At 65.5% G+C, this 26,280-nt stretch carries 20 protein-coding genes and 1 other RNA gene; 14 read left to right on the top strand and 7 right to left on the bottom strand.

The genetic code is table 11. The annotated features are described in order from the left end of the window. Positions 1 to 255 precede the first annotated feature (255 nt). The 4 genes from KF759_RS07810 (at position 256) to KF759_RS07795 (ending at position 5,040) form a co-directional block, all read left to right on the top strand. The gene (locus tag KF759_RS07810; RefSeq protein WP_291224253.1) at positions 256 to 900 is read left to right on the top strand and encodes a response regulator transcription factor; all 645 of its coding nucleotides are present in this window, start codon (positions 256 to 258) and stop codon (positions 898 to 900) included. 6 nt (positions 901 to 906) lie between these two features. Beyond that, positions 907 to 2,703: a hypothetical protein gene (locus KF759_RS07805; protein ID WP_291224251.1), complete on the top strand. Its 1,797-nt coding sequence runs from the start codon at positions 907 to 909 to the stop codon at positions 2,701 to 2,703. Positions 2,704 to 2,706: 3 nt separating this feature from the next. Then, positions 2,707 to 4,509, top strand: a complete 1,803-nt coding sequence (locus KF759_RS07800; RefSeq protein ID WP_291224249.1) for a sensor histidine kinase — start codon at positions 2,707 to 2,709, stop codon at positions 4,507 to 4,509. A gap of 171 nt (positions 4,510 to 4,680) precedes the next feature. Further along, complete coding sequence (locus KF759_RS07795) at positions 4,681 to 5,040, top strand: HU family DNA-binding protein (protein WP_291224247.1); 360 nt, start codon at positions 4,681 to 4,683, stop codon at positions 5,038 to 5,040. Between the two features lie 57 nt (positions 5,041 to 5,097). Here the strand turns inward: KF759_RS07795 and KF759_RS07790 are convergent, their stop codons facing one another. From KF759_RS07790 to aceE, 4 genes are all read right to left on the bottom strand, one after another. Beyond that, positions 5,098 to 7,440 (bottom strand): DUF3772 domain-containing protein, encoded by a 2,343-nt coding sequence (locus tag KF759_RS07790; protein WP_291224245.1) that lies wholly within the window; start codon positions 7,438 to 7,440, stop codon positions 5,098 to 5,100. A 73-nt stretch (positions 7,441 to 7,513) separates the two neighbouring features. After that, positions 7,514 to 8,614 (bottom strand): alkaline phosphatase family protein, encoded by a 1,101-nt coding sequence (locus KF759_RS07785; RefSeq protein WP_291224243.1) that lies wholly within the window; start codon positions 8,612 to 8,614, stop codon positions 7,514 to 7,516. 137 nt (positions 8,615 to 8,751) lie between these two features. Next, complete coding sequence (locus tag KF759_RS07780) at positions 8,752 to 10,140, bottom strand: MFS transporter (RefSeq protein WP_291224241.1); 1,389 nt, start codon at positions 10,138 to 10,140, stop codon at positions 8,752 to 8,754. 180 nt (positions 10,141 to 10,320) lie between these two features. Further along, complete coding sequence (gene aceE, locus KF759_RS07775; protein ID WP_291224239.1) at positions 10,321 to 13,041, bottom strand: pyruvate dehydrogenase (acetyl-transferring), homodimeric type; 2,721 nt, start codon at positions 13,039 to 13,041, stop codon at positions 10,321 to 10,323. A 539-nt stretch (positions 13,042 to 13,580) separates the two neighbouring features. On the opposite strand from aceE, the gene KF759_RS07770 reads away from it, so the two are divergent. Together KF759_RS07770 and KF759_RS07765 are read left to right on the top strand one after the other, a co-directional pair. Then, complete coding sequence (locus KF759_RS07770) at positions 13,581 to 14,204, top strand: sigma-70 family RNA polymerase sigma factor (RefSeq protein ID WP_291224237.1); 624 nt, start codon at positions 13,581 to 13,583, stop codon at positions 14,202 to 14,204. A gap of 497 nt (positions 14,205 to 14,701) precedes the next feature. Continuing rightward, the gene (locus KF759_RS07765; RefSeq protein WP_291224235.1) at positions 14,702 to 16,768 is read left to right on the top strand and encodes a hypothetical protein; all 2,067 of its coding nucleotides are present in this window, start codon (positions 14,702 to 14,704) and stop codon (positions 16,766 to 16,768) included. Between the two features lie 43 nt (positions 16,769 to 16,811). Here the strand turns inward: KF759_RS07765 and KF759_RS07760 are convergent, their stop codons facing one another. The 3 genes from KF759_RS07760 to KF759_RS07750 are packed head-to-tail and all read right to left on the bottom strand — an operon-like array spanning position 16,812 to position 19,625. Next, the gene (locus KF759_RS07760; RefSeq protein ID WP_291224233.1) at positions 16,812 to 17,402 is read right to left on the bottom strand and encodes a BON domain-containing protein; all 591 of its coding nucleotides are present in this window, start codon (positions 17,400 to 17,402) and stop codon (positions 16,812 to 16,814) included. A 10-nt stretch (positions 17,403 to 17,412) separates the two neighbouring features. Further along, entirely contained in the window at positions 17,413 to 17,790 is a 378-nt protein-coding gene (locus KF759_RS07755; RefSeq protein ID WP_291224231.1) for a YraN family protein, read from the bottom strand. Continuing rightward, positions 17,787 to 19,625 carry a penicillin-binding protein activator gene (locus KF759_RS07750; protein WP_291224229.1) on the bottom strand — a complete coding sequence of 613 codons (1,839 nt, stop codon included), beginning with the start codon at positions 19,623 to 19,625 and terminating at the stop codon, positions 17,787 to 17,789. Before KF759_RS07750 ends, KF759_RS07755 begins: the two co-directional genes overlap by 4 nt. A gap of 78 nt (positions 19,626 to 19,703) precedes the next feature. Between KF759_RS07750 and rsmI the strand changes: the two genes are divergently transcribed. From rsmI to KF759_RS07710, 8 genes are all read left to right on the top strand, one after another. Next, positions 19,704 to 20,549: a 16S rRNA (cytidine(1402)-2'-O)-methyltransferase gene (rsmI, locus tag KF759_RS07745; protein WP_291224228.1), complete on the top strand. Its 846-nt coding sequence runs from the start codon at positions 19,704 to 19,706 to the stop codon at positions 20,547 to 20,549. A 7-nt stretch (positions 20,550 to 20,556) separates the two neighbouring features. Beyond that, the gene (locus KF759_RS07740) at positions 20,557 to 20,823 is read left to right on the top strand and encodes a hypothetical protein (protein ID WP_291224226.1); all 267 of its coding nucleotides are present in this window, start codon (positions 20,557 to 20,559) and stop codon (positions 20,821 to 20,823) included. A 37-nt stretch (positions 20,824 to 20,860) separates the two neighbouring features. Then, positions 20,861 to 21,228, top strand: an RNA gene (gene rnpB / locus KF759_RS07735) — RNase P RNA component class A. Between the two features lie 325 nt (positions 21,229 to 21,553). After that, on the top strand, positions 21,554 to 22,336 hold the full coding sequence (locus KF759_RS07730) for a sulfite exporter TauE/SafE family protein (RefSeq protein WP_291224224.1): 783 nt from the start codon (positions 21,554 to 21,556) through the stop codon (positions 22,334 to 22,336). A gap of 403 nt (positions 22,337 to 22,739) precedes the next feature. Next, positions 22,740 to 23,183 (top strand): division/cell wall cluster transcriptional repressor MraZ, encoded by a 444-nt coding sequence (gene mraZ, locus KF759_RS07725; RefSeq protein ID WP_291224222.1) that lies wholly within the window; start codon positions 22,740 to 22,742, stop codon positions 23,181 to 23,183. Positions 23,184 to 23,196: 13 nt separating this feature from the next. Then, positions 23,197 to 24,132, top strand: coding sequence for a 16S rRNA (cytosine(1402)-N(4))-methyltransferase RsmH (gene rsmH / locus KF759_RS07720; RefSeq protein WP_291224220.1), 936 nt, complete (start codon positions 23,197 to 23,199; stop codon positions 24,130 to 24,132). A gap of 29 nt (positions 24,133 to 24,161) precedes the next feature. Next, a complete protein-coding gene (ftsL, locus tag KF759_RS07715) occupies positions 24,162 to 24,401 on the top strand; it encodes a cell division protein FtsL (protein ID WP_291224327.1) in 240 nt (79 codons plus the stop codon). Continuing rightward, complete coding sequence (locus tag KF759_RS07710; protein WP_291224218.1) at positions 24,398 to 26,194, top strand: penicillin-binding protein 2; 1,797 nt, start codon at positions 24,398 to 24,400, stop codon at positions 26,192 to 26,194. The genes ftsL and KF759_RS07710 overlap by 4 nt, the downstream gene beginning before the upstream one ends. Positions 26,195 to 26,280: the final 86 nt, after the last annotated feature.

Here is a 26,280-nt window from a genome sequence, read left to right as displayed (position 1 = left end):
CCCCGCGCTATCGACTGAGTAATCCTGCGCCGATCCAATGAAAGATGCGTCCACAAATTTGTGTAGACAGTTACCCAAGGCTTATGAGGTTGGGCAATATGCAATCAGGACCCGGTCGGGTTTGTGCGGCACGCTGGCTATGATGGAAGGCGCCTGCGCCCCCGGTCATGGATCGCGACGAGCCGCTTGGGTCGGTCGGCACGCGGCATTTCATGGGCGCGCGGCCTTGGTGTGGTGACGATGGGGGATAGGGCCTTGCGGGTACTGCTGCTGGAAGATGACCCTAATGCGCGTCAGGTGGTGCGCGAAGCCGTCAGCGTGCTCGACAGGTACGACATGCAGTTGCAGGAAACCGAAACGCTGGCGCAGTGCTTGCAAGCACTGGATGAGCAGCCTTGCGACCTGCTGCTGGCCGACCTCGTCTTGCCCGATGGATCGGGCATCGATGCGATCGTCCATGCCTGCGCGCTACCGCAGCCACCGGTCGTGCTGGTGATCTCATCCGTTGCCGACGAAGACAGCGTGGTCGAGGCGATCCTTGCCGGCGCCAAGGGCTATGCGTCGAAGCTCGATCCAACCGAGGAAATTGCGCACTCCATTGCCGTTGCCTCGCAGGGCGGCTCATGCATCAGCCCGAGCATTGCGCAGCGCCTGATGGACCTTCTGCGCAAGCAGGAAAATCTGCGCAAGCCGCCGCAAGGACTACCGGTCAGCCTCACCCAGAGCGAACGCGCGGTCCTGCAGCTGGCTGCGCAAGGACACAGTTACCGGGCCATCTCCGAAATGACCGGCACGCGACCATCGACGGTGTACACCCATGTACGCCACGTCTACGAGAAGCTGCAGGTTTCCAATCTTGCCCAGGCTTTGTTCGAGGCGCGGCGCCGGCGCCTGGTGTGATTGGAGATGCCAAGTGCCCCGCGCTCCGGCTTGCGCCTGGCCTTGCAACGCTTGTCGATGGTTGCCGCATTGATGGTCGCGGTCGCGCTCGCCCTGTTCGCGACGCGTTATCGCCAAGCGCCAGGCGCGCAGTGCATTGCCACGCCGCCGCAGGTGATCGAGGTCATGCAGCCGGGCCAAGCCACCGCAGCTGGACCGGCGCTTGCGCGTTACCAATTCCGATTCGAGCTGCCGACCGTGCCGGCCGCGCGGCTTGCGCTGGCAATCGGCAGCGCCCGGCCGTTCTATCGACTCACGCTCAATGGCGCCGATCTCACGCCGGGCGTCGAGCTTGCGGCAAGCAACCGGCGCGATATCTCACCGCACCTGCATGTCTTGCCGGCGGACCTGCTGCGCACGGGGGACAATGTTGCCGACCTGATTCTGCCGGAAAACCCAGCCCTTGGTCCGCATGGCGTCGAGCAGCTGTGCTTGGGTCCATTGGCCGTGCTCGGCCCTGCATTCGAAGCGAACTGGTGGCGCATCACGGGACTGGCCAGGCTTGGCCTCGCCTTGCTGCTGGCGCTGGCGATCCTGGCCGGCCTGCTGTGGTGGCTCAACGGCCGGCCTGCCGCGTACCTGTGGTACATCGCGCTGCTCGCGGTGCTGATCGTGCGCATGGCGTATGGCGCCTCGCCGGCGCGACCGGGCGGCCCGATGCTGTGGATCCACATCGGCAACGCGAGCCTGATTGCCTTGCCCTACCTGCTCCATGGGTTCATGCGTGCGCACTGGCGCTATCGGGTACCCTGGCTGCTCAAATTGCTGTACGTATCCACGTTTCTCGAAGCGGCCTGCGTGGCCTTGCGCATGCATGGGTTGCCGCCGGCATCCGACGCTGTCGCAGGCATGGCTTTCATGTTGCTCGTGTTGTCCAGCGCCTTGATGGTTGCGCTCGTGATCTTCGTGCGGGCGCGTTTCATGCACCGTATCGAGCGGCGCGTCGTGATTGGTGTCTGTGCCTTCGCCTTCATGGTGTCGCTGCCGGAAACCATTGATGGCTGGCTGCCGTTCGCGCAGCGCTGGCATGGCGCGAGCGCGCTGGCGATGATGGCGCTGGCCATGGGCCTGGGCTATTTGCTGGTGCGGCGCATGGCCATCGGCGGTTACGTCCTCAATGCGGCAACCGAAAGCCTGGCCGGGGAGCTCGATCAGGCGCTGGCCGACGACAACATGCCGACCAGGCGATTGTGGGCGCATTTGACCTCCAGGATTGGGGAGCGCGAGCGCCGCAGGCTCATGCGCGACATTCATGATGGCTTTGGCTCGCGCCTGGTCGGCGTACTTGCGCAAGCCCGCCGCGAGTTGCCGCACTCACCCCTGCGCGGGCAGATCCAGCGCGCCTTGCTCGACATGCGCTTGATGCTCGATGCGATGGATGATTCCTCGCAATCGCTCGGCAGCGCGATGGCGCGCTTCCGCAGCCGCTTCGAGCAAGCCAATACACTGGCTGCGGATCGCTGCCAATGGAAGTTCGATCAACTCGATGATGTCATCATCGGCAATCGCAATCGCCTGATCGCAGCCTATCGGGGAGTCGAGGAGTTGCTCAGCGAGGCCCTGGCCGGTATTGGCGACGGACCGGTCGTGGTCGCGATCCATGCAGGTGCTAGCGCGGTCGACTTCACCGTGCTCGGCGGCGCGGGTTGGAATGCCACCGTGGTGGCGCGCGTCGAACGGCTGGTTCGTTCCGCGCGCGGCGTGCTTCATTGGTCGATCGATACGCAGCAGCCTCGCTGCGGCTTCACCTTGCCGATGTTCTGATTCATGCAGAAAGCAGCCTTCCAGCGCCGTGTGATTGCAGCCGCATTGGTGTTGCTCGCGATGCTTGCGGTCGTGGCCTTCTACCGCAACACGAATGCGCCGCCTTCCCTTTGCACCGACGTGATGATGGATGCCGATCGCGGCGCGCCGGTCGATCTGCCCAGTTACCTGCATGCCAACGCCGATGGAACCGCGATCCTGTCCTTGCGGCATCATTTTCGATACGACGCCGATCGCGTGCCACAGGCGGCCTACATCGGCATGGCCGCGCCCTTCCTCGAAGTGCACGTCAATGCGCGCAACCTGACGCCGCAGATCGACCTCGAACGACGCGATTACCGTTCCTCCGTGCCGCGCCTGTACCTGATACCCGAGGATGCCTTGCGCTGGGGCAACAACCTGCTCAGCTTGCGCGTTCCAATCAGCGACACGCTGGGCCCGACGATCCTTGGGCCGATGTGCGTTGGCCCCGCAGCACAGTTGCAACCCGTGTGGTTGGGCAACTGGTGGCGCCAGGTCGTGATCCCCGTGATTTGCATCGCCTTGTTGGTGGTGCTCGGCTTGATCGCGGTGGTCCTTTCCAGTTTGTACCGCGGTGCGCCCGAATGGACCCATTTCATGCTTGCCGTCGCGCTGGCGACCCTGCGGCCCCTGTATCTGGTGATCGGCGTGATGCCCGGTGGGCCGGAGCTGTGGCGCACGCTGTCCGACCTGAGTCTTCTGTTCTTCATCGTCGTGGTGCATCGCTTATTGCTCGGTTTCTGGCGCATCACGGCAAAGCGCTGGGCCGGCATCATGATGACCGCCCTGATCGGCATGCAGGTGGTCATGCGGCTGGCCGACCTTGATGCAAACCGCTGGCTGGACCTGCTGTTCTGGCTGGGAACTGCCGGCATTGCCGCGCTGCTTGCGATCGATGTCTGCCTGCGCGCGCGGCATGCGCCACGCATCGAGCGGGCGGCCCTGTACTGGGCCTTGGGCTTTGCAATCCTGTGCGCGGTCCTGGAAATCCTGGGCGGGCGCGTGAGCCCGATGCAGGGCATGCGCTGGATCAGTCCGCTGGGCGTGACCGTGCTGATGGCGACGATCGGCTTCCTGCTCGTGCGCCGCGTGACGATGGGCGCGCGCCTGCTCAAGCAGGCAGCCCGTACCCTCGATGTGCATCTCGATGGCGTGCTGCCGACCGGACGTGCCTCGAGCCTGACCGCGTGGAACCGGATTTCGGAGGAAATCGCCGGCGAGGAGCGCGAGCGCATGCTCAATGCGATCGATGAGGGATTCGGTGCGCGCATGCTTGCAGTTCTCGCGCGCATTCGCGATGAAATGCCAAGCTCGCCCCTGAGCGGTGAGATCCAGCGTGCGCTGCTTGACTTGCGTTTGATGATCGACGCGATCGATGGCGCTTCGCAAACGGTAGGTGGCGCGCTGGAATTGCTGCGACAACGCATGCAATCGCCGCTGGATGCGGCGGGCTTGCGCAGCCAGTGGTTGATAGACGGCGTCGATCGCGTCCAGGTCACGAGCCGGCGCAGGCTGGCCGAGGTGTTCCGCTGCGTCGAGGAACTGCTCAGCAACGTAATCCAGCACGCGCAGGCGAGTGAAGTGCGCATCATTGCGCGCCGGGACCAGGGCGATCTCGTGCTCGCGGTTGAAGATGATGGCTGCGGCCTGGTGCAGCCACGGGGCAGCGGGCGTGGCTTGCGCAACCTGCAGGCGCGCATGCATGCGCTGGGCGGGAGCTTCTCGATCACGCCGCGTGCGCAAGCGCCGGGCACCAACGTGATGCTGCGGGTGGCGCGCATCTGAGTGCGCGCCGGCTGATCCACCTGCGAAGCATGCTGGCGCGATCCGTGCACGTCGCGCCGCACAAAGTGCGTTTTTTTGGGCCTTTGCTTGCGCGCAAGGCCTTAAAACACGCTACGCTACGCGCAGCGGCGCCAGCATCGCGTCGCGCTACCCCACGGAGAAACGATAACCATGGCTACATCCAAAAAGCCGGCTGCCGGCAAGAAGCCCGCGTCCAAGCCGATCACCGAAGCGCTGGGCAAATCGGGCCTGGTGGCGCATCTGGCCGAGCACAGTGGCGTTGCGTCCAAGGACGTGCGCGCCGTGCTCGCCGCGCTCGAACAGGCAGCTGCCAATTCGATCCACAAGAAGGGTGCGGGCGTGTTCACGCTGCCGGGCCTGCTCAAGGTCACGGCGGTCAATGTGCCGGCCAAGCCCAAGCGCAAGGGCATCGATCCGTTCACCAAGGAAGAGCGTTGGTTTGCGGCCAAGCCGGCTTCGGTCAAGGTGAAGATCCGCGCTCTCAAGAAGCTCAAGGACGCGGCGCAGTAAGCGCGCCCATCCGCAAGCGTTCTTGCGCACCGCCGGCCTCGTGCCGGCGGTGTCGTATCAGGGGTTGATGCCGGCGTCGGACCTTGTGCCGGCGCCATCGAGCGAAACCGGCATCGGCGTGCGCAGGCTGATGCCCTCGGCACGCAGGCGCGCCAACAGTTCCAGCAGCAGTTCGCTGCGCACGCTGCTGGTATCGCGCGGGTTGGCGATGAAGGCGGCGATGACGAACAGCAGGCGGTTGTCGCCGATGGCATCAAGCAGAACCACAGGGGCCGGGTACGCGAGCACGGCCGGGTGACTGACCAGCACGTTGAGTGCAATGTCGTGCACACGGCCGGGGTCACTGTCGAGCGCAACCGGCAGGGTGAAACGTACGCGGCCCTCGGCGCCGGCGCGGGTTACGTTGCGCACGCTCTTGGTGATCAGTTCGGAATTGGGAACGATCACGGTCGAATAGTCGGCCATGCGGATTTCGGTGGCGCGCACGTGGATGCGGCGGATGTCGCCCTCGGTGTCCCCCAGCGCGACCCAGTCGCCGACCTTGACCGGACGCTCGGCGAGCAGGATCAGTCCGGACACGAAATTCTGCACCACAGATTGCAAGCCGAAGCCGATACCGACCGAGAGTGCGCTTGCGACCCAGGCGATTCGCTCCAGCGACAGGCCGAGCTCGGACAGGGCCAGCGCCACCACCAGGACAAGGCCGGCATAGCCGAGGATTGTCGACACCGAGGAACGCATGGCCGGTTCGAGGCTGGTGGTGGGCAGGAAGCGCTCGCCGAACCAGCGTTGCGCGGCGCGTACCGCCCAGCTGCCGAGCAGGAAGACGGCAATGGCTCCGAACACTGACGATGGTGCCAAGTGGATTTCGCCGATCGACAGACCGTTGCCGAGTTTGCTGCCGCGCTCGAGCAAGTCCGAAGGCCGCGTACCGAAGGGTGCCAGCGAAGCGGCCAGCGCCAGCACGAAAACCAGCAAGCGGAACGTACCCGAGAGCAGCACGCCCGTCTGGTCGAGCGTGTGTGGCGCCAGACCCAGGGTGCGCTGTGCCCATTCCGCCTGCGAAGAAAGCACTGCGGCGGCCAGATCGTCAATGAAACAGATCAGCAGGTAGCAGCTCGCGGCAATGATGCCCAACCACAGCATCTGCCCGGAAATGAGATAGGCGACCGCGATGTAGCCCGCGAGGCAGGTCAGCAAGGTCGCAAAGACGCCCAGCCAGAGCGCGGCGATCGTGAAGCCAAGCAAGTTCGCATGCGCTGCGTTTGCGGTGTCGGCCGGCACGCGCAGACGCGTGAGCGTCCAGGCGATCAAGCCGCCGTAGCCGAGGGCGGCAATACAGCTGGTAGCGATCGTCGCCGACAGGCTGATGCCGATCAGGCGATTGAGCGCAACCAGGGCAATGATGGACGTGCTGAAGACGCCGAACAGGATGGGCGCAAGCCGCAGGCGTTGCGCGATCGAGTCGGGAATCGGCGGCAGCCGCCAGCTTGGGCGCGACACCGACAGCAAGGCGCGGGCGAGTCCGGCGACGAAGCTGCCGACGTAGATCGCGCCAACGAGCGTGTTGGCCAACTCCCTGGCCATGCCGCTGAGCGCGCCTTGAGCATCGAGTCCGGCCAATGCGATCTGCGCACCGGCGCCGTTCAACACGGTACCTGTGATCACCACTGCGACGGCATGGGACGAGCGGCGCAGGCGGCCGGGAGCCACCCGGTTTGCGGTCAGGTGCTGCAACAGGCGTTCGGCCAGCCAGCGTCCAAGCAGCACCAGCAGCAACGCGGCGCTGATGCCGGCGATCGCGTTCACCCGGTTGTCCGGCGCAAAGCTGGCCTGCAAGGCGCTGCGCAGCGCGCCGCGCAGGTTGGCAAGGCGCGCGCCATCACGGGGTGCATTGGTGCTGACCTCGACCCAGAACGCCGGCGTCAATGGCGAAGCGGTGCGCTGCGACAGGCGGGTGAGGAAGTTGGAGCGGCGGACCTCGGCGATCTCACCACTGAGCTGCTGGCTGTCGACGCTGAGCAATTTGGCGCGTTTGATCTCGGCGTCGAGCGCATTGATCTGTCGGCCCAATTCGCTGCGCTGCGCAGCGATGTCGGTGGCTTCGCTGCTGCCCTTGGCCGGCGCCGGTCCGAGTTCGGCCAAGCGGGCTTCAATCGCTGCCAGTGCGGGTGTGCGCTCGGCCACAATCGCGTCTGCCTGGCTCGACACGGCCGCCGCTGCATCACGAAATCGATTGAATTGGGCGTCGTCGACGTCGGCGTCGCCGAGTTGCTTGCGGATATCGGCGACTTGCGCGCGTGCTTCGTCGAAGAATTTCGATGAGTCCGGCGATTGCGCCAATGCAGGCACCGCGCAGATCAGAAGGATCAGCAGCAACGGAAGGCGGAAGATCGGCATCGGGAGATGATAAGCAACGTTGAAGAACTCGGCACGGCGGATCCGCCGCGACCGGCGAAGCATCGCGGCTGTGTCAGTGCCGCGTGAATACGTCGGCGCCGAAAGTCACCAACCCCGGAATGCCCGCGTAGCCGAGCGGTGCAAGTCCGAAGTTGTCCTCGCTCCAGCGCAACAGGGAATAGTGGTTGTAGGGTACGTCGCTCAGGGTGCCGGGGGCGATGTGTGGTGACAGCAACACCGCGCCGATGCGGCCGCCGCCGGGACCACCCAAACCGGGTTCGGGACCGCCGGGCAAAGGCCGTGCGCCGCAGCAGGCCGACTTGTCAGCCATGGTCGCCTCGTCGAAGGTGATGAGGATGAGCCCGCCCTGCTTGTAGGCCGGCGAAGCCATGATGCGCGGCACCCAATGGCGCAGGAACTTGTCAACCGAAACCAGTCCTCCGGGTTCGCCGTTCTTGCAGGGTGCGTCATGCCCGTCGTGACAGAGATTGGGCGTGATGTAACTGTAGTTGGGCGTGGTGTCGAGCCTGCGCAGGTCGCGGTCGAGGCGATTGAGATTGACAACCCCGCGCCGGCAACGTTTGTGGTCGTCGATGATCGAACGGAAGTAGACAAAGGGATTGTGCTTGGCGACGTACATGTCGCGCGCGCTGGCGTGGCGCGTACGCTCCTCGGCACCGATCGGTGAGTGGCCACACTCGGCAGCTGCGCGCGCAGGATCGTTGCCCATGTCTTCCATGTACGCCTTCCAGTGCTTGCCGGCAGCGTCGAGCTGGTCGGCGATGGTGAGCACCGAAGCCGGGTAGACGCAGCCCTCGCCGGGCAGCTGGCCGTCGGCATCGAGCGGACCGCTGGCGACGAATTGGCTGAACGTGGTGCAGTCGCGTTGGGTCGCGGGATTGGGCGCCTGGCCGCTGATCGTCGCGATGTAGTTCGGCAAACTGAGGTGGCCGATGCCGTAGAACTGACGCAGCAGCGCGCCCTTGGCCGGCAATTCACGCGCAAGGTACGGTGCCGGTGACTGCTTGCCGAAGGTGGTCTCGAACAACTGGTTCTCGAGCATGATGATGAAGAGGTGATCGATCTTCGGTGCCTTCCAGTCCTGTCCTTGCGCGCGTGCGGGCGCGGCCTGGTTGGCAAGCAGGCAGGCGACAAGCAGGATCAGGCATCGCATCGATTTCTCCAGCAAGGGCGCGAAGTCCGGCGAGCGCGGAGTTTAGGGCAACACCGATCAAGCAGCGTAACCATCACGCTCCCTGTCTGCGTGGGGATCGCGGCGCATTGAAGGCAGCAAGGCGCGTCGCGCATGGATCAGTGCGAGACGTCCTCCAATCGCCGCCCGCTCGTGCGTGGTCCCAGCAGCGCGATGAGCCCTGCGAGCACTCCGGTGAGGCCGATGCCGAGAAAGCCGACGAAGAACGAGGTCGCCCCAACCAGCGCCGGCAGCAACAGCGCGCCGACCGCGCCGCCGGCGTGACCGATGCCATCGGAGAGCGCAAAGCCGCTGGCGCGTGCGCGCGTCGGGAACAGCTCCGCGGTGTAGGTATAGGCCACTTGCAGATACAGGCCCAGCGCAAGTGAAGCCAGGAAGGAACCGGCCACGAGCATGGTTTCGTCGCTCTTGGCGCCGATCAGCAGCATGCCGGCCAGCCACACGAGGGTCGAGCAGAATATGAGCAGTCGCCGCTCGAAGCGATCCGCGATGCAGGCCATGAGCAGGGCGCCCACCGGATAACCCAGGGCGCCGATGCCCAGAAACAGCAGCGAACTGCCGACCGCGAAGCCCTGCTCGGCGACCAGCGTCGCGGCATCGCCGAGGAATCCGTAGTTGCCGATGTACCAGCAGAACCACATCGCCGCCAGCAGCACGAGGCGTCCGCGATACGGTGGCGCGAGCAGCGCACGGAACGGGAATGCGTGCAGCTCGGCGGAGACGGCTCTGGGCTGCGGCGGTGGCAATTCAATTGCGCGCATGCGTGCGCCTTGTTCCATGCGCCGCACGACCGCGTCGGCCTCCTCGACGCGCCCATGCAGGGCGAGCCAGCGCGGCGACTCGGGCAACTGGAAGCGCGCGATCACGCCGATCGAGGCGATCAGGCCGCCGATCACGAACATCGCGCGCCAGCCCCAGGCGAAGTTGGGCACCAGCGCCAGCGCGATGAACGGCGTGAGCGCCTGGCCGAGAATGCCAACGAGGAAAGTCAGGTTCGAGATGCGGCCACGCTGGCCCGCGGGCGCCAGTTCGCCGACATAGGTCGAGACGAGGTTGAGATCGGCGCCGACGCCGAAACCGGTGACGAAGCGCCAGATCGACAGCGAGACGATACCGGTTGCGGTGGCATCGAGAAACGAACCCAGCGCGGTGATCGTGAGCGTGACCACCAGGGTGCGGTAACGCCCCACGCGATCGGCAATCGCACCGATCACGATCGAGCCGATCACGTAGCCGATCAGTCCCAAGGCAAGTGCCACGAACAGCGTTTCCGAGTTCGACAAGCCGAACTCGGCTGCGATCGCCGGCATCGTGTAACCGATGTCGGCGATGTCGAAGAATGTGAAGAAGTAGCCGACGCCGATGATGGCCAGATAGCTGCGTGGCAGCGTCCACACCGGAATGCGATCCTGGCGTGCAAGCACGTCCTCGGCAGTCAACGCCAGCGCAGCGGCCGGCGCACTTCGATCGTCCAAAACCATCTCCATGTCCCCGTGATCGCCTTGCGTGAAGGCAACATGGGACACTGTAGTCCGCGGATGCGAAACGGATCGGAAACGCGGCACATGGGGCGTGACGGGTCGCCGAACGCCACTGCAACCCTGGCACGCAGGGACCGTGCCCGCGCCGGAGCGCTGCGTCGCGCAGCGCTCGCGTGATTGAATCGCTCAGACCGTGAGCGGGTTGGCCTTGGCTGGATCGAGCTTGTATTGCTTGATCGCCCGCGCGACGTCTTCGGGATTCATCTCGCCGTCCGCGGCCAGCGCGGTGATCGCCGCATGCGCGATCCAGTAGCGGCTGATCTCGAAGAATTCGCGCAGATGGTCCCGCGTGTCAGAACGGCCATAGCCATCGGCGCCCAAGGCGATGAAGCGACGCCCATGCGGCACGAACGCGCGGATCTGGTCGGTCACCGCCCGCACGTATTCACTGCAGGCAATCACCGGGCCGTCATGGGCATCAAGGCACTGTGTCACGTACGCCACGCGCTGCTGTTTGGGGTCCGGGTGCAGGCGGTTCCAGCGCTCGCAGTCAAAGCCATCGCGCGACAGCTCGCTGAAGCTCGGGCATGACCACACGTCGGCCTTGACGCCGAAGTCGGCCTCAAGCAACTCGGCTGCGGCAATCGCCTCGCGCAGTGAGCCGCCAGCGCCCATCAATTGCACGCGTGGCGCGCCGCTGCGGGCCTTGCCCTTGCCGCTGGTCTTGTCGGCAGGCGCGGCGCGGAACAGGTACATGCCCTTGACGATGCCCTCGTAGCAGCCTTCGGGCATGTCGGGGTGGTGGAGGTTTTCGTTGGTGGTCGTGAAATAGTAGAAGACGTCCTTTTGCTGCTCGTACATCTCCTCGACACCCTTGTGCAGCAGCACCGCGATTTCGTAGGAGAAAGTCGGGTCGTAGGCGCGGCAATTGGGTACGGTGCCAGCCATCAGCTGCGAGGCGCAATCGGAATGTTGCAAGCCTTCGCCCGGGAAACTCGCGCCCGCGGTCGCGCCAACGAGAAAACCACGCGCGTGCTGGTCCCCGGCTGCCCAGATGAGGTCGCCGATGCGGCGAAAGCCGAAGAACGAGTAGTAAATGAAGAACGGCAGCATCGGTTGATTGGAGACCGAGTAGCTCGTGCCCGCCGCGATCCACGCCGAGACGCCGCCGGCTTCGGAAATGCCTTCCTGCAGCACCTGGCCGTCCTGTGCCTCGCGGTAATAGAGCAGCTGGTCGGCATCCTGTGGGCGATATTTCTGTCCGAATGGCGCGTAGATGCCGATCTGGCGGAACATGCCTTCCATGCCGAAGGTGCGCGCTTCGTCGGCGACGATCGGCACCAGGCGCGGGCCGATTTCCTTGTCGCGCAGCAAGAGGTTCATGCCGCGCACCAGCGCCATCGTGTTGGAAATCTCGCGCTCGCCGCTGCCCTTGGTGATCTGTGCGAAGGTGCTCAGGTCGGGCGTGTGGCAGGGCTTGTCGGTGCGCTTGCGCCGCTGCGGCAGAAAGCCGCCCAGCGCGCGCCGGCGCTCGAGCATGTACTGGACTTCGGGCGAGTCCTTGCCCGGGTGGTAGTAGGGCACTTCGCCGAGCTTGTCATCCGCCACCGGGATATTGAAGCGGTCGCGGAACATGCGTACGGCATCGAGCTCCATCTTCTTCTGTTGATGCGTGGGATTCTCGGCTTCGCCCGACCCCAGGCCCATGCCGTAGCCCTTGACGGTCTTGGCCAGGATCACGGTCGGCATGCCCTGGGTCTGCATCGCGGCGTGATAGGCCGCGTAGATCTTGTGCGGGTCGTGACCGCCGCGGTTGAGACGCCAGATGTCCTGGTCGGACAGACTGGCGACCATCTCGCGCGTCTCGGGCGTCTTGCCGAAGAAGTGCTCGCGCGTGTAGGCGCCGCCAAAGGCCTTGTAGGCCTGGTACTCGCCGTCCACGCACTCCATCATCACCTGGCGCAGCTTGCCGCTGCGATCGGCAGCCAGCAGCGGATCCCAGTAGCTGCCCCAGATCACCTTGATCGCGTTCCAGCCGGCGCCGCGGAACACGCCTTCGAGCTCCTGGATGATCTTGCCGTTGCCGCGCACCGGGCCGTCGAGGCGCTGCAGGTTGCAGTTGATGACGAAGATGAGATTGTCCAGGCCTTCGCGTCCGGCCAGCGAGATCGCGCCCAGCGATTCGGGTTCGTCGACTTCGCCATCGCCGAGGAAGCACCACACCTTGCGATCGGACTTCGGAATCAGGCCGCGGTTTTCCAGATAGCGGAAGAACTGCGCCTGGTAGATCGCCTGGATCGGCCCCAAACCCATCGATACCGTCGGCACCTGCCAGTATTCGGGCATGAGCCAGGGGTGCGGATAGGAGGTCAGCGAGCGGCCCGGTGCGATCACGTCGGCGCGGAACAGATCGAGCTGCTCGGCACTGAAGCGGCCTTCGAGGAACGAACGTGCATAGATGCCGGGGCTGGAATGGCCCTGATAGCAGATCAAGTCGCCTGGGTGTTCGGCACTGGGTGCGCGCCAGAAGTGGTTGAAGCCCACGTCATACAGCGTTGCGCTGGAGGCAAAGCTGGCGATGTGGCCGCCCAGCGAGCCCGGCTTGCGGTTCGCACGCACGACCATCGCCATCGCGTTCCAGCGCGTGAGCGAGCGGATTTTCCATTCCAGCGCGGCGTCACCCGGCGAGCGCGCTTCCAGGTGCGGCGGAATCGTGTTGACGTACTGGGTGGTCGGCGTGAACGGCAGGTGGCCGCCGGCGCGGCGCGTCTCGTCGACCATGCGTTCGAGCAGGAAATGCGCGCGCTCGGTGCCGTCGGCGTTGATGATGCCGGTAATCGACTCGATCCACTCGCGGGTCTCGCGCGGGTCGAGGTCCTGGTCGAGGATGTCATTGAGCTGGTTCATGCGCGATGCTCCGTCTGCGGCGGCGAGCCGGCCAGGCCGCGCGGAAGGCGCGCCCGGGCTTGCGATGTGGGAATGCGAAGTCTAGCAGGGTGCCGAAAGCGTGGGTCCGGCACGCGGTGCGGTGATCGCGCCTTGCGCGATCGTGTTGCCCGCCTGTCCATCGCGCGCAGCGGGTGGACCTGACCGCCGCGCCGGGCATTCCCGTCGAAGTGGCGCGAATCATGCTTGGGCGAGGGTCGTCACTGGCGAGCCGCTTGGCCTGGCACGAAAGCATGCGCAATTGCGTCAGTCTCGAATGGGGTCGCCCGAGCGTAATCATGCGGGCCAGTTGCGGTAGTGATGTCTGCACTTGTCGCCTTTCGGCGTTTCCGCTGGCAACAGGCTCCGCTCGAGGGTCGAATTGCCGGCCTTCCGGTCCTCCCGTCGGGAGGGTGCCGGAGACGGTGCAGGAAGCATCGCGCTCGCCGCGCGGTGAATGTCGGGGAAGGGGGGCGTTGCGGCCGGAGTCTTGTCCAGTCGCGGTCAGGGAGAAATGGGGCATGAAAGAGGTAGCCATTCCGGAGCGCGAACCGCGCAGCGGGAATTTCGACGGTCCGGCATCAGCGTTCCTGCTGGGGCGTGTGGTGGCCAGGGACGAACAGGCATTTGCGATGATCCATCGAGCCTTGGGACGGCGGGTGTACGCCTATGCGCTGCGCTTGGTGCGCAGCCACGAGGAGGCGGAGGAAGTCGTTTCCGACACCATGTTCGAAGTCTGGAAGAACGCTCACCGGTTTGATGGCCGGTCGCGCTTTTCGACGTGGGTGCTCGGCATTGCGCGTCACCGCGCACTCGATCGCCTGCGCGCGATCAATGCGGCGAACGTTGCGCTCGATGACTCGATACCCAGCGATGAGGTGGCAGCCTTCGACATGATCGACGCGACCGAGCGTTTCGAGGTCGTGCGTGATTGCCTGGACAGACTGTCGGGCGTGCACCGGGAGTGCCTGCATCTGGTTTTCAATGAAGGGGCATCGCTCGCGGACGTTGCCACGGTACAGGGATGTCCGCTCAATACCGTCAAGACACGCCTGTTCCATGCGCGCCAGAAACTGCGTGCTTGCCTGCGCGTCTTGCGTCGAACCGAAGTTTCGCTGCGGGAGCAGACTGCCAGGCGCGCGTGACACTGCGCGGGCGGGAGTCCGCGACGGTGCGGCTGCGCCGGGAGGCTGTGTGGCTGACCACCCGAAAGCTGGTGATTCCGGCACGCGATCCGGCTCATGGTTGCGTGCGGCCCGATTCGCGTTCCTGATCGAGGGGATCCCCGAGTCGGTGCGTGCAGGATGCTCGCTCCATGCCGGCACGCAGGCGCAGGCCCGGCCGTCCTTGTTGCGGTGCAATGTTAATTGCCGTCTCCACAGCGTGTATCTTGCGTCGAACCGGGTCGACCGGTCGGTGACGCGATCGGGGTACGGATGCGCTCACGCGACTGCGCCGCATGGCCGACGGCGCTGCGCGAGGGCTGGGGCCTCACCACGATGTCCGTGGTGTGTGGCAAGGCGCGGATCGATCAGGACCGGCTGCAAATCCTCTGCCCGGCCACATGCCGGTGAGGACTCATCGACCGGATCGACGTGGCGAACGCGCCGCGTCCAAACGAGGAACACGGAGGAGCGTACCCATGCTGCGAACCATGGCAGGACTTTTCATTGCAGTGCTGGCCTGCATGGCAGCGCAGTCCGCGCGCGCCGACCTCGTCATCTACGACGATGCGCTGCAGAACGGTTTCCAGGACTGGTCTTGGGGCGGTGGCGGCAATTTCGCCAACACCTCGCCCGTGCATGGCGGTAGCAAGTCGATTGCGTTGACGGGCAACAATTACAACGCGGTCTCGATGGTCAAGGCTGGCGCCAACATCGGCGCCGCAAGCTACGTCGATCTGCACCTGTGGATCCACGGCGGCAGCGGCAACGGCCAGCAGTTCACGCTGTTCCTGCAGAATACCGTGACCTCGGCGCAGGCCAGCAAGCCGCTCAATGCCTATATCGCAGGCGGCGGCCCGAGCGCGGGCATCTGGAAGGAAGTGGTCGTGCCGCTGGCGAGCGCGTTTCCGGGCATCACGCAGTTCGACCGCATCGACATTCAGAGCGAGTCGGCAGGTGCGCAGGCGACCGTGTATTTCGATGACATCGCGCTGCGCGGCAGTGCGTTGCCCGACCCCATCTTCGGCAACGGCTTCGAAGGCAGCGGGCCACCGAGTGCCAACCTTCTGGTGCAGGAGAACGCCGTCAGCGTGGCCGGCATGACCAGTGATCGTTTCACCTGGCGCGACAGCCTGCTGCGCCCACGCGTGGCGGTGCTCGCGCACAACAACGGCGCGGCCGGGCCGGGCGGTGCGCGCGGCGGCGCCTTGCGCGAGTTCCGCTACCAGATGCCCAACGACAGCACGCGCACGATCGGCGTGACCAATTACGGCAATGGCGGTTATGCGGGCTTCGGCTACATTGTGTCGCACTCGGCGTGGCTGGATGGCGGCGTATGCTTGGGCGGTGATGATTCGCCACTGGGTGGTTTCATCGCCGGCAATTTCCAGCGCGTGTTCACCGGGCGTCACCATGCGATCTTCCGCTACACGCAGAACTATCCACGCTATTGCAAGGAAAGTGGAACTCCAGAAGTCAGATACATCCCGGTCACGATCGACTGGGTGTTCGCCACCGGGCGCGACCATCCGCTGTGGGCGGTGACCTACGACATGAGCGCCTTGCCGGCCGGTTATCTCTACGACGACTCGCGCGCGCCCTATGGTGAACTTGAATTCGACGGCGATGGCTCGCAGGACGTCAGCGGCGTGGCCTGGGGCGATCTGTGGAAGTTCACCACCACCAGCGCGCCCGCCACGCTCAACAGTGCCTGGAGCTGGAACCAGCCCAACACGATTCCCTACGTGAAGGAATGGATCAATGCGACCGACGCGACGATGGGCATCGTGCAGACCCAGCCGCTGTTGCTGCAGGATGCGGGCGGCGGGCGCAATCCCTGGTACCACGATCTCACCGCACGCTGGAACACGACTTCGGCCAACGGCGCGGCGGGTGACGGTTACCTGATGCCGTGGCAGGACAGTTGGCCGTATCAAGCGATCTCCTGGAGCCTGAATACCGGCTCGCCCAATGCGGGCACCAACAACACGCGTCTGACCTGGGGCACGCAGTTCGGCTTCCTCGGCCAGACCAGCTACGAATCCAACACCAATACCGCGCTGGGCGACAACGGGCCGATGCGTTCGGGCTATCCGCGCCAGAGTTACTCGACCTGGATCGTGCTCGGCGCGCATTCGACCGATCCGGTCGGGCTCGAAGTGAGCGAAGCCGAAGCGCTGCAGACGCTCACGCTTACCGCGCTCACCGGCAGCGTCGCCGCCTCGGGTCCGGCTGGCGTCAACCGACCCGACACGCGCAACTATGCGCCGCTGGGATACGACCCGGTCTACGCCGCGCTCACCTTCAATGCCGCGGGCAACACCCTCGATGCGAACATCAAGGTCGGCGCCGGCACGCTGCGCCATCCGCTCTTGATCGTGCGCGGTTTTACCGCAGGCAGTTACCCCACCCTGAAGCTCAACGGCACGACGCTGGTGATGGACCAGGACTGGTTCCCGTCCTTGCGTGCGGGCAGCAATGAGCTGTGGATCACGCTCAACCGCAATCTCACGGGGGCGAACAACCGCATCGTGATCACGCCGTGACGGAAGCGCCGCGTGCGTGCACGCAAGTGCACGCACGCGGCCGTCAGTCGGTGTGTTCGAACAGCTTGACGACCTTTTCCACGCCGTTGACATTGCGCACGATCGAGGTCACGGCCTCGTCTTCCTCGTGCGAGACGCGGCCCATCAGATAAGTGATGCGGTTGACCGTGGTGACATTGACGCGCGTGGGATCAAACCCCGGCAGGCTGGTGATGTCGAGCAGGGCGGTCTTGGCATGCGCGGTGATCGTGTTGTCGCGGCGGCGCGACCAGAAGCCCTGCGGCGTGCCGATCTGCAGTTCGTTGATGATGCGTCGCGTGCCCTCGAAACCGCTCACGATGTTCTGCGCGCGCTGCTTGAGTTCCTCGTTGCGCACGGTGCCGGCGAGCAGCATCACGCCGTCGTAGACGGTGATCACGACATCGTTGCGCAGCGCCAGTTCCTTGTCCTTGTTGAGGTCGTTGTACGCGGCCAGGAAGATGCGTTTGTCGCCCGTCCAGGTGCCCACTTCACGGCGATCGTGGGCAGCGCTGCCGGCAACGGCGGCGCCGCCGACGACGGCGGCAAGGCAGCCACCGAGCAGCGGCATCAGCAGGAGCAGGGCAAGAATCGCCACGGTTTGGCGCAAGGGCATGGGGCGTACCTCAGAAAGCATCGAAAGCATTGCGTCGCCAGTCGAACTGCGGCTGGCCGGATGATCCGCCAACCGCGATCACATCGAAGCGGCAGGCTGCGCGCGCCAATTGCGGCCGTTCGGCGAGGAAGCTCGCCGCGGCGCGCACGAGGCGCGCGCGCTTGCGCGCGGTCACCGAGTCGATGCCATCGCCGTAGCCGTTGTCGCGGCGATAGCGCACCTCGACGAATACGAGCGTCGTGCCGTCGAGCATGACCAGATCGAGTTCACCATGGCGATAGCACACGTTGCGCGCGAGCAGGCGCAGTCCCGCGGCCTGCAGTTGCGCGCAGGCCAGATCCTCGCCGCGCGCGCCGGCATCGCGGCTTGCCGTGCGCGCTGCATTCACTGCGCCGGCACCGGCGTCGACTCCAGCGCGCCGACCACCGGCATGGCCAGGCCGTTGTCGAAACGTGCCCAGTCGACCAGCCGATGCACGCGACCGAAACGGTCGACCGTGAGCTGGCCGGTGGCACCATTGAGGTAGGCATCGGGGTGCGCGCCGAGCCAGTCGAGGTAGGGCAACAGCGCATAGGCATCCATGCCGAATGCGAACAGGCGGCCACCGGCGCCATTGGCGCTGTCGATTTGCGGGCCGACGAGGCTGCGGTCGGGGCGCCCTGCGATCGGTCCGAACAGCCACGGCGCATCGCAGAATTCCACACCGTCAAGATCGCGGTCGAGCATCGCGTTGGCATCGCCGGCATAGATGTGGGAGGTCGCGAACAGCGCCGCCTTGATCCGCGCCGCGCGCAATTGCGGTACCAGCAGGCGCCCCTGCTGTGGACGCACGCTGATGAACACGCCGGCCTCGCTGCCCTCGCCGAGCGAGGCCGTGGCCTGGGCAATCGACTTGGCGTAGTTGATGTCCTTGTCGCCCAGTTGCACCTGGCCGACGATCGCGCCGCCACCGGCCTCGAACTGCGCGCGAAACGCCCGTGCCGCACGCTCGGACCAGTCGGCCTGTGCGCCAATGATCGCGCTGCGCGTGATGCCGCGCGCGAGCATGCGCTCGGCCACCTGGGCGCCTTCGGTCTCGGGCAGCAGGCCGTATTCGGAACTGCCCGGAGGCGGCACTTCGCCGGTGTCGGGATGGTTCAAGGCCAACACCGGCACCTCGAGCACTTCGTGGAACAGCGCGCCAACCGCTTCGCGCAGCAAGGGGCCAACCACGCGATCGGCACCTTCGGCAACCGCCTTGCGATAGGCCGCGATGGCATCCTGCGGTGTCTTGCCCGAATCATAGATGCGCAGTTGCGGACGTCGTTCGACCGCTTCGGCGGACCATGCGGTCATGAAACCGTCGCGGATCGAAGCCGCGACGCTGGCGAACTGCGCGCTCAGTGGCAACAGCAAGGCGACTCGTTGCGGCGGATGGTAGCCCTCGGCACGCGAGTTGCCGCCCGCGTTCGCGTCGATCGTGCCGATCTGGCGACTGGGCTGTGGCAGCGTGCGCGGCAGCGCCTGTCCCTGCTTGCGCATCGCCTGCTCGATCCAGGGGCGCAGTGGATCGTCCGGGGCGAGCGCGGCGAAGCGATCGCGCAGCGTCTGCACGTTGATGGTGGCGAGCGTTGCCAGCAATTCCTTGCGATTGTGGTCGCGATCGAGCCCTTGCAGGTCGCGATCGAGTTGCGCGCGCGTGTGCGCGGCGGTGAAGGCATCTCCGCGGGCGAGCTGGCTGCGTGCACGCAGTTCGAGCACGCGCATGTGCAGGGCCGGGCTGGCCTCGGCGTCAATGGCGTCGAGCAGGGCTTCGGCACGGGCGGGATCCCTGCGGTGCAGGGCGATTTCGACTTGGAGCAGGTCGAAACGTGCGAGATCTTCGCCGCGCAGGCGACGGCGACGAATGTCCTCGAGTTCGGTGGCGACGGCCTCGATTTCGCCGTTGTCGCGCAGCGTCTCGGCCGCGCGCAGGCGATAGTGGTCGGCCACCGCGCCGCGTTCGCTGTCGGCAAGCTGCCGGTAGGCCGCGGCGGCTTCATCGAGGCGACCCTGCGCAAAGAGTTGGTCGGCTTGGGCGGCTTCCGCGTGCGCGGCGGCCGTGTCGACTTCGGGACGCACATTCGAATCGCCGGCAGGCGTGCAGGCGGCAATGCCCAGCGCCAGCGCGATCATGCACAGGCGGCGCAGGATGCTGCGCAGACGGGTCGGGCCAGGCTGCGACGTGTGCTGGATGTCGATCATGGCCTCTCCGTTTGCGCGGGTTGCAATCGCTGCGATGATAGCCGATCGCGGGCCAGTGCCCGGAGTGGAAATCGCGACATGAATGCCAGACCAGGACGCCTGTGGGTGGTGGCCACGCCGATCGGCAATCTCGGCGATTTCTCGCCGCGCGCGAAAGAAGTGCTTGCACGCGTTGCACTGATTGCCGCCGAGGACACGCGCCACAGTGCGCCGCTGTTGGCCCAGCTTGGCCCGCATGCGCCATTGCTTGCCCTGCACGAACACAACGAGCGTGAACAGGCGCAGCGCATCGTTGCGCGCCTGCTTGCCGGCGAGGAAGTCGCCTTGATTTCGGATGCCGGCACTCCGCTCATCAGCGATCCGGGCTTTCGTCTGGTGCGCGCGGCGCGCGAAGCGGCCTGTGAGGTCTCTCCGGTGCCCGGCCCGTGTGCGGCAATCGCCGCACTGTCGGTGGCGGGTCTGCCCAGCGATCGTTTCGTGTTCGAGGGTTTTCTTCCAGCCAAGGCAGCGGCACGCCGCGAGCGCCTGCGTGTGCTCGCCGACGAGACGCGCACGCTGATCTTCTACGAATCGAGTCATCGCATCGTCGAGACACTGTCCGACATGGTCGCGGTTTTCGGTGCGCAGCGCGAAGCCGTGCTTGCGCGCGAGCTCACCAAGCGCTTCGAGACCGTGCTTGGCGCGCCCCTCGAAACCCTGCATGCGCGCGTGCTCGCCGATGCCGACCAACAGCGCGGCGAGTTCGTGCTCGTCGTCAATGGCGCCGATGGCGAAGACGAGGCAGCCACGCTCGCCGCCGGTCGCCGCATCTTCGCCTTGTTGCGCGAGGAACTGCCGCCTTCGCGCGCGGCGCGATTGGCAGCGGCGATCAGCGGCGCGCCACGCAAGCAACTGTATGCCGAAGAATCCCAGCCTGCGGAGTGAAGCCAGAATGTCCGAAACCACACCCGGCCGTCGCGCCGACAACCGCGACGAGGCGATTTCTCCGTTGCGCAAACTCGCACTCATCGCCGCGGCGATTCTCGTCGGCGCTCTGGTCTACGCCGCGCTCGACTATGCCTTCAGTCAATTTGCGCTGGCGCGTTTTCCCGCGCCCGAGCAGGCGGCCGTGTGGTCGACGATCGGACACTTCGTTGCCGCGATCATCGCGCTGGCCGCGGCCATGCAGCCGCTGCGGCGCTGGTGGTGGCGGCGTTGAGGAAGCCACGGCGCCGGTCAATGCTAGACTCGCCCACGGAGTCGGCCAGACAACCGCGGCGTCCGCAAGGACATCGAGGAAAGTCCGGGCTCCACAGGGCAAGGTGCCAGGTAACGCCTGGGCGGCGCGAGCCGACGGAAAGTGCAACAGAGAGCAGACCGCCGAACGGTTCGCTCATCGGCAACGGTGAATGGATGCGTGGCAAGGGTGAAACGGTGCGGCAAGAGCGCACCGCGAGTCCGGCAACGGACCGGCACGGCAAACCCCACCTGGAGCAAGACCGAATAGGGGGACCATGACGTGGCCCGCGTCGTCCCCGGGTTGGTTGCTTGAGCCGCGCGGTGACGCGCGGCCCAGAGGAATGGTTGTCCACGACAGAACCCGGCTTATCGGCCGACTCCACCTTTTTCTCGCGCTCTTCGCGTGTGCGGGTTCGATGCCCCGGATTCGATCCGCGGCCGAGCCCGCACATCTTCGCCAATCCGATGCTGCTCCCGAAGCGTCCGGCGCGACGGCATAAGGGCATCGCGACTTTTTCTTTCCACGGACGGATCGCATGCACCCACAATCGCGCTCGACACGATCGATGCAATGGCTCGATCCGTGCGCGTCTGTCATCCTGTCGGCTGCATCTTGCGGCCTGTCGTTTCGGGCAGCGCGTGTTTGCCGACTGCGTACGGAACGTGTCAGCGCACAGGCCTTGCATCCAACCTGACGGGATTGCCGCTGCATGTTTCCATTGCCTGAGCTCACGCCCGACCAGATCAACGCGATTCTGCCGTTCATTCTTGTCGGATTCTTTGCCCAGCTCGTCGATGGTGCGCTCGGCATGGCCTTCGGCGTGATCACCAACACCCTGCTGGTGAGCGTGCTCGGCGTGGCACCGGCGCGCGCTTCGGCGAGCGTGCATCTGGTCGAGTCATTCACCACCTGCGCATCGGGACTCAGTCACGTCCTGCATGGCAACGTGGACTGGAAGCTGTTCCGGCGTCTGACGATTCCCGGCGTCGCCGGCGGCGTTCTCGGTGCCTATCTGCTGTCGAACATCGACGGTGCGGTCGCCAGGCCCTTCGTGATGGCTTATCTGGCGGGGATTGGTTTCTATCTCTTGTGGCGCGCATGGCGCATGCGGCGTGATCAGGTGCATGGCGATGCACGCTTCGCGGCACCACTGGGCCTGGTCGGTGGCTTCCTCGATGCCGCCGGCGGCGGTGGCTGGGGCGCGGTGGTGACTTCGAACCTGCTCGCGCAGGGCACTGAACCGCGACGCACGATCGGCACGGTCAATGCCGCCGAATTCTTCGTGACCGCCACGGTGTCGGCCTCGTTCATGGTCACGATCGGCATTTCCGCGTTTTCGATCGCCGCGATCGGACTGGTCGCCGGCGGTCTGGTCGCGGCGCCGTTCGGCGCGATGCTGGCGAAGAAGATTCCCGCGCGCAGGCTGCTGCTGTTCGTGTCGGCGCTGTTGATCGCCACCAGCAGTTTCAGCCTCTATCGCGCCTTGGTCTGAGCCGGGTCGCTCGAAGCATGGACGCGGCGCCGAATGCGCCTGGGCGCGCCCTTGCGTCCACTTCCGCGCTCCAATCGCACGCATGCCCGAGCTTTGGGGGCAGCGTCATCCGGTGGATGATCGTGTAGTGATGTCAAAATTCGTGCCAGATCCGGTTCCGGCTGCGCCGTCTGCTGTGTTCAGACCGCAAGGCGGTAGCACGAATCCTTGAATTTCAATGACATTGCACGCGCTCCTCAGGAATTGCCTGAAATTGCGAAGACTGCCGTCCAGCCCATTGATCCATAAGGAAATTCTCCTTGACAGTCTCGAGGCCTGCGACTAACGTGGGGATGAGTGTGGATTTGTGGGAAATGGTGGAGATCCATCACCTGCAAACGGGGCAAGGCGCAGCAGGCTCGGCATGTTTCAAGGCGAAACCGCAATCACCATCGACGACAAGGGCCGCGCGGCGATTCCAGCGGCCCATCGCGATGCCGTGGCCGCCGCGGGCGGTCATCTGGTCGTCACCTACAACCCGTTCGAACACGGCTGCCTGTGGATTTATCCGCAGGCCGAATGGGAGCGCGTGCGCGACAGCGTGATGGCGCTGGCGACCACGGTGAAGGTGCATCGCGACATCCAGCGCAAGCTGGTCGGTGCGGCCATGCATGTCGAGCCCGATGCCAATGGACGCATCCAGTTGCCGGCCAGCCATCGCGGTTTCAGCGGCATCGAGAAGCGTGCGGTGTTGCTTGGCATGGGCGAGAAGCTCGAGTTGTGGAGCGAGCAGGCACACCAGACCAACATTCGGCAGACGATCGGCGAGGACGCAATCACCGACGGCATGCTCGACCTGCGGCTGTGACGGGCGAAAGGCGATGAACGCGGGCGCAGCGTACGGACATGCGCCAGTCATGCTGGAAGAGGTCATGGAAGGACTGCAAGTGAAAGCGGATGGCAGCTATCTGGATGGCACGTTCGGGCGCGGTGGGCATGCGCGACAACTGCTGGCGAGGCTGGGACCCCGCGGCAGCTTGCTGGTGATGGATCGCGATCCGGAGGCGATCGCGAGCGCGCAACGGGAGTTTTCCGCTGATGCGCGGGTGACGGCGAGACACGGCAACTTCGCGGCGATGGCGCAGTGGCCGCAAGCGTTGGCGGGGCTCGACGGTGTGTTGCTCGATCTGGGCGTTTCTTCCCCCCAGCTCGACGATGCCGGTCGGGGGTTCAGTTTCCAGAGTGATGGACCGTTGGACATGCGCATGGATCCGGGTAGCGGCATGAGTGCGGCGCAATGGTTGGCGCAGGCCAGCGAAACGCAGATCAGTGACGTGTTGTGGCGTCACGGCGAGGAGAGGATGAGTCGACGCATCGCCCGGGCCATCGTTCAGCGGCGGCAGAGCCAGCCGCTGGCGACCACGCGCGAGCTGGCCGAGCTGATCGCGCGCACGATCGGTCGCCGCGATCCGCACAAGCATCCGGCCACACGCACGTTTCAGGCGCTGCGCATCGAGATCAATGGTGAGCTCGACGCGCTCGAAGCGGGTCTGGCTGCGGCCACGCAATGCCTCAAGCCCGGCGGCCGGCTGGCGGTGATCAGCTTTCACTCGCTCGAAGACCGCATCGTCAAGCAGTTCATCCGCGGTCCGCTTGCGCGCCCGCAGCGCCGCGGCCTGCCGTTGCCCGAAGTCGCGCCGCCGCCGTTCACTGCGGTGGGTCGCGCAATCCACGCCGGCGACGCCGAGCTGGCGCGCAATCCGCGCGCGCGCAGTGCCGTGTTGCGCATCGCCGAGCGGCGCGGGGAGGCGGCTTGAAGCTCGCCTCCATCCTCGTGCTGCTGCTGATGCTGCTGGCCGTGTTGGCCAGTGCGATCGGTGTCGTCTACGTGCGTCAGCAAACGCGCCTGCAGTTCGTCGAACTGACTCGCCTGGGCGCCGAGCGCGATGATCTCAATGTCGAATACGGTCGCCTGCAACTGGAACAGGCGACCTGGGCCGACAACAATCGCATCGATCAGATCGCGCGTGAAAGGCTCGGCATGCTGGCGCCGCAGCCGGCGGCGACGGTGGTGATCCGCCGATGAACGCACGCGTCCGCCCCGTCCACGTGCGCGCCCGCCTGCAACTGGTTGCGCTGATGCTGGGTCTGGCCTGCGCGTCCCTGGTCGTGCGCGCGGTCGACTTGCAGGTGGTGCGCAAGGACTTTTACCAGGAGCAGGGCGATGCCCGTTACCTGCGTGATCTGGAGATCCCGGTTTCGCGCGGCACCATCTTCGATCGCAACGGCGAGCCGCTGGCCGTATCGACGCCGGTCGAATCGATCTGGATCAACCCGCAGGAATTGCTCGAACACGCCGAGCGCATCGGCGAGCTCGCCGGGGCCACCGCGCTCGATGCGCAGTCGCTGCGCGAACGCGTCGAAGAGCGCGCCAAGGCCGGCAAGGAGTTCGTTTTCATCAAGCGTCATCTCAATCCCGATGACGCCCAGGCCGTGCTCAAGCACGCCATCCCCGGGGTCTACAGCCAGCGCGAGTTCAAGCGCTACTACCCCAGCGGCGAAGTGATGGCGCACGTGCTCGGCTTCACCAATGTCGACGATCAAGGCCAGGAAGGCATCGAGCTGGCGTTCAATGACTGGCTGTCCGGCAAGCCCGGCAGCAAGCGCGTGTTGCGCGACCGGCTCGGTCATCAGATCGAAAACGTGGAACTGCTGCGCGAGGCGCAACCGGGGCGCGACCTCACCCTGTCAATCGATCGGCGCATCCAGTACCTGGCCTACCGCGAGTTGATGGCCGGCCTGCGCAAGCACAACGCGAAATCCGGCTCGATGGTGGTACTCAACGCGCACAGTGGCGAAATCCTCGCCATGGTCAACCTGCCTTCCTACAACCCCAATGCGCGCGGCAATGCGCCGATCGAGTATCGACGCAATCGCGCCGTCACCGACGTGGTCGAGCCGGGGTCGACGATGAAGGCGGTGACGATCGCGGCGGCGCTCGCCAGCGGCAAGTGGAAGCCCGAGACCAAGGTCGATACCTCGCCGGGCACCTGGAGCTTCTATGGTCACACCTTCCACGACACCCACAACCACGGCGTGATCGACGTCACCCACGTGATCACGGTGTCGAGCAACATCGGCGCGGCCAAGATCGGCGGCTCGCTGCCGCGCGCCGACATGTATGGGGTGTTCCACTCGCTGGGTTTCGGTGAGGTCAGCGGGAGCGGCTTTCCGGGCGAGGCGCCCGGACGGTTGCCGATTCCCAGGGAATGGGGGCCGGTCGAGCAGGCGACGATCTCGTTTGGTTACGGTCTGAACGTGACGCCGTTGCAGATCGCGCGCGCCTATGCGGCGATCGCCGATGACGGCATCCTGCACACGCCGACCTTCGTCAAGGGCGGCGGGGATGCGGGAGAGCAGGTGCTCGATCCCAAGGTCGCCGGCGAAGTGCTGGCGATGCTGCAGACCGTGGTCGCCAAGGGCGGAACCGCACCGACTGCAGCCGTGCCGAACTATCTGGTCGGCGGCAAGACCGGCACTTCGCACCAGTCGGCTGCGGGAGGCTACTCCAACCGTTATGTTTCGCTGTTCACCGGCATCGCGCCGGTCAGCGATCCGGAGTTGGTCGCCACCGTGGTGATCCACGATGCCGGCAGCAACGAAGCGGGTCTCATTACTTATGCGGGCGGATTCGTTGCCGCGCCGGTGTTTGCGCGGGTGATGGATGGTGCGCTGCGCCTGCTCGATGTGCCGCCAGACAACGTCAAGACCTGGTACGCCGGCGGCGCGATGCCGGCGCCGAGCGTGCCCGCAGTGCCATCGCGCAGCGAGCCCGATGCCGAGACGCTCGGCAACATGATCGAGGTGGCCACGCCATGAGCAGCCTTGTGCCGGTTGCCGTGCGCAACGCCCCCGAATTGCCCGCAAATGGCCCGATCGCCCGCCGCGCCAGCGCCGAAACGACC

The sequence above is a fragment of the Dokdonella sp. genome (genome assembly GCF_019634815.1).
Classification (GTDB): Bacteria; Pseudomonadota; Gammaproteobacteria; order Xanthomonadales; family Rhodanobacteraceae; genus Dokdonella_A.
This window is presented reverse-complemented; position numbering and strand designations above follow the sequence as displayed.

What these genes read in the sequence shown, in the direction of transcription:
- KF759_RS07805 (WP_291224251.1), top strand. Translation starts at nt 907, where the DNA reads ATGCCAAGTGCCCCGCGCTCCGGCTTGCGCCTGGCCTTGCAACGCTTG.
- KF759_RS07800 (WP_291224249.1), top strand. Translation starts at nt 2,707, where the DNA reads ATGCAGAAAGCAGCCTTCCAGCGCCGTGTGATTGCAGCCGCATTGGTG.
- KF759_RS07795 (WP_291224247.1), top strand. Translation starts at nt 4,681, where the DNA reads ATGGCTACATCCAAAAAGCCGGCTGCCGGCAAGAAGCCCGCGTCCAAG.
- KF759_RS07790 (WP_291224245.1), bottom strand. Translation starts at nt 7,440, where the DNA reads ATGCCGATCTTCCGCCTTCCGTTGCTGCTGATCCTTCTGATCTGCGCG.
- KF759_RS07785 (WP_291224243.1), bottom strand. Translation starts at nt 8,614, where the DNA reads ATGCGATGCCTGATCCTGCTTGTCGCCTGCCTGCTTGCCAACCAGGCC.
- KF759_RS07780 (WP_291224241.1), bottom strand. Translation starts at nt 10,140, where the DNA reads ATGGAGATGGTTTTGGACGATCGAAGTGCGCCGGCCGCTGCGCTGGCG.
- aceE (WP_291224239.1), bottom strand. Translation starts at nt 13,041, where the DNA reads ATGAACCAGCTCAATGACATCCTCGACCAGGACCTCGACCCGCGCGAG.
- KF759_RS07770 (WP_291224237.1), top strand. Translation starts at nt 13,581, where the DNA reads ATGAAAGAGGTAGCCATTCCGGAGCGCGAACCGCGCAGCGGGAATTTC.
- KF759_RS07765 (WP_291224235.1), top strand. Translation starts at nt 14,702, where the DNA reads ATGCTGCGAACCATGGCAGGACTTTTCATTGCAGTGCTGGCCTGCATG.
- KF759_RS07760 (WP_291224233.1), bottom strand. Translation starts at nt 17,402, where the DNA reads ATGCCCTTGCGCCAAACCGTGGCGATTCTTGCCCTGCTCCTGCTGATG.
- KF759_RS07750 (WP_291224229.1), bottom strand. Translation starts at nt 19,625, where the DNA reads ATGATCGACATCCAGCACACGTCGCAGCCTGGCCCGACCCGTCTGCGC.
- rsmI (WP_291224228.1), top strand. Translation starts at nt 19,704, where the DNA reads ATGAATGCCAGACCAGGACGCCTGTGGGTGGTGGCCACGCCGATCGGC.
- KF759_RS07740 (WP_291224226.1), top strand. Translation starts at nt 20,557, where the DNA reads ATGTCCGAAACCACACCCGGCCGTCGCGCCGACAACCGCGACGAGGCG.
- KF759_RS07730 (WP_291224224.1), top strand. Translation starts at nt 21,554, where the DNA reads ATGTTTCCATTGCCTGAGCTCACGCCCGACCAGATCAACGCGATTCTG.
- mraZ (WP_291224222.1), top strand. Translation starts at nt 22,740, where the DNA reads ATGTTTCAAGGCGAAACCGCAATCACCATCGACGACAAGGGCCGCGCG.
- rsmH (WP_291224220.1), top strand. Translation starts at nt 23,197, where the DNA reads ATGAACGCGGGCGCAGCGTACGGACATGCGCCAGTCATGCTGGAAGAG.
- ftsL (WP_291224327.1), top strand. Translation starts at nt 24,162, where the DNA reads ATGCTGCTGGCCGTGTTGGCCAGTGCGATCGGTGTCGTCTACGTGCGT.
- KF759_RS07710 (WP_291224218.1), top strand. Translation starts at nt 24,398, where the DNA reads ATGAACGCACGCGTCCGCCCCGTCCACGTGCGCGCCCGCCTGCAACTG.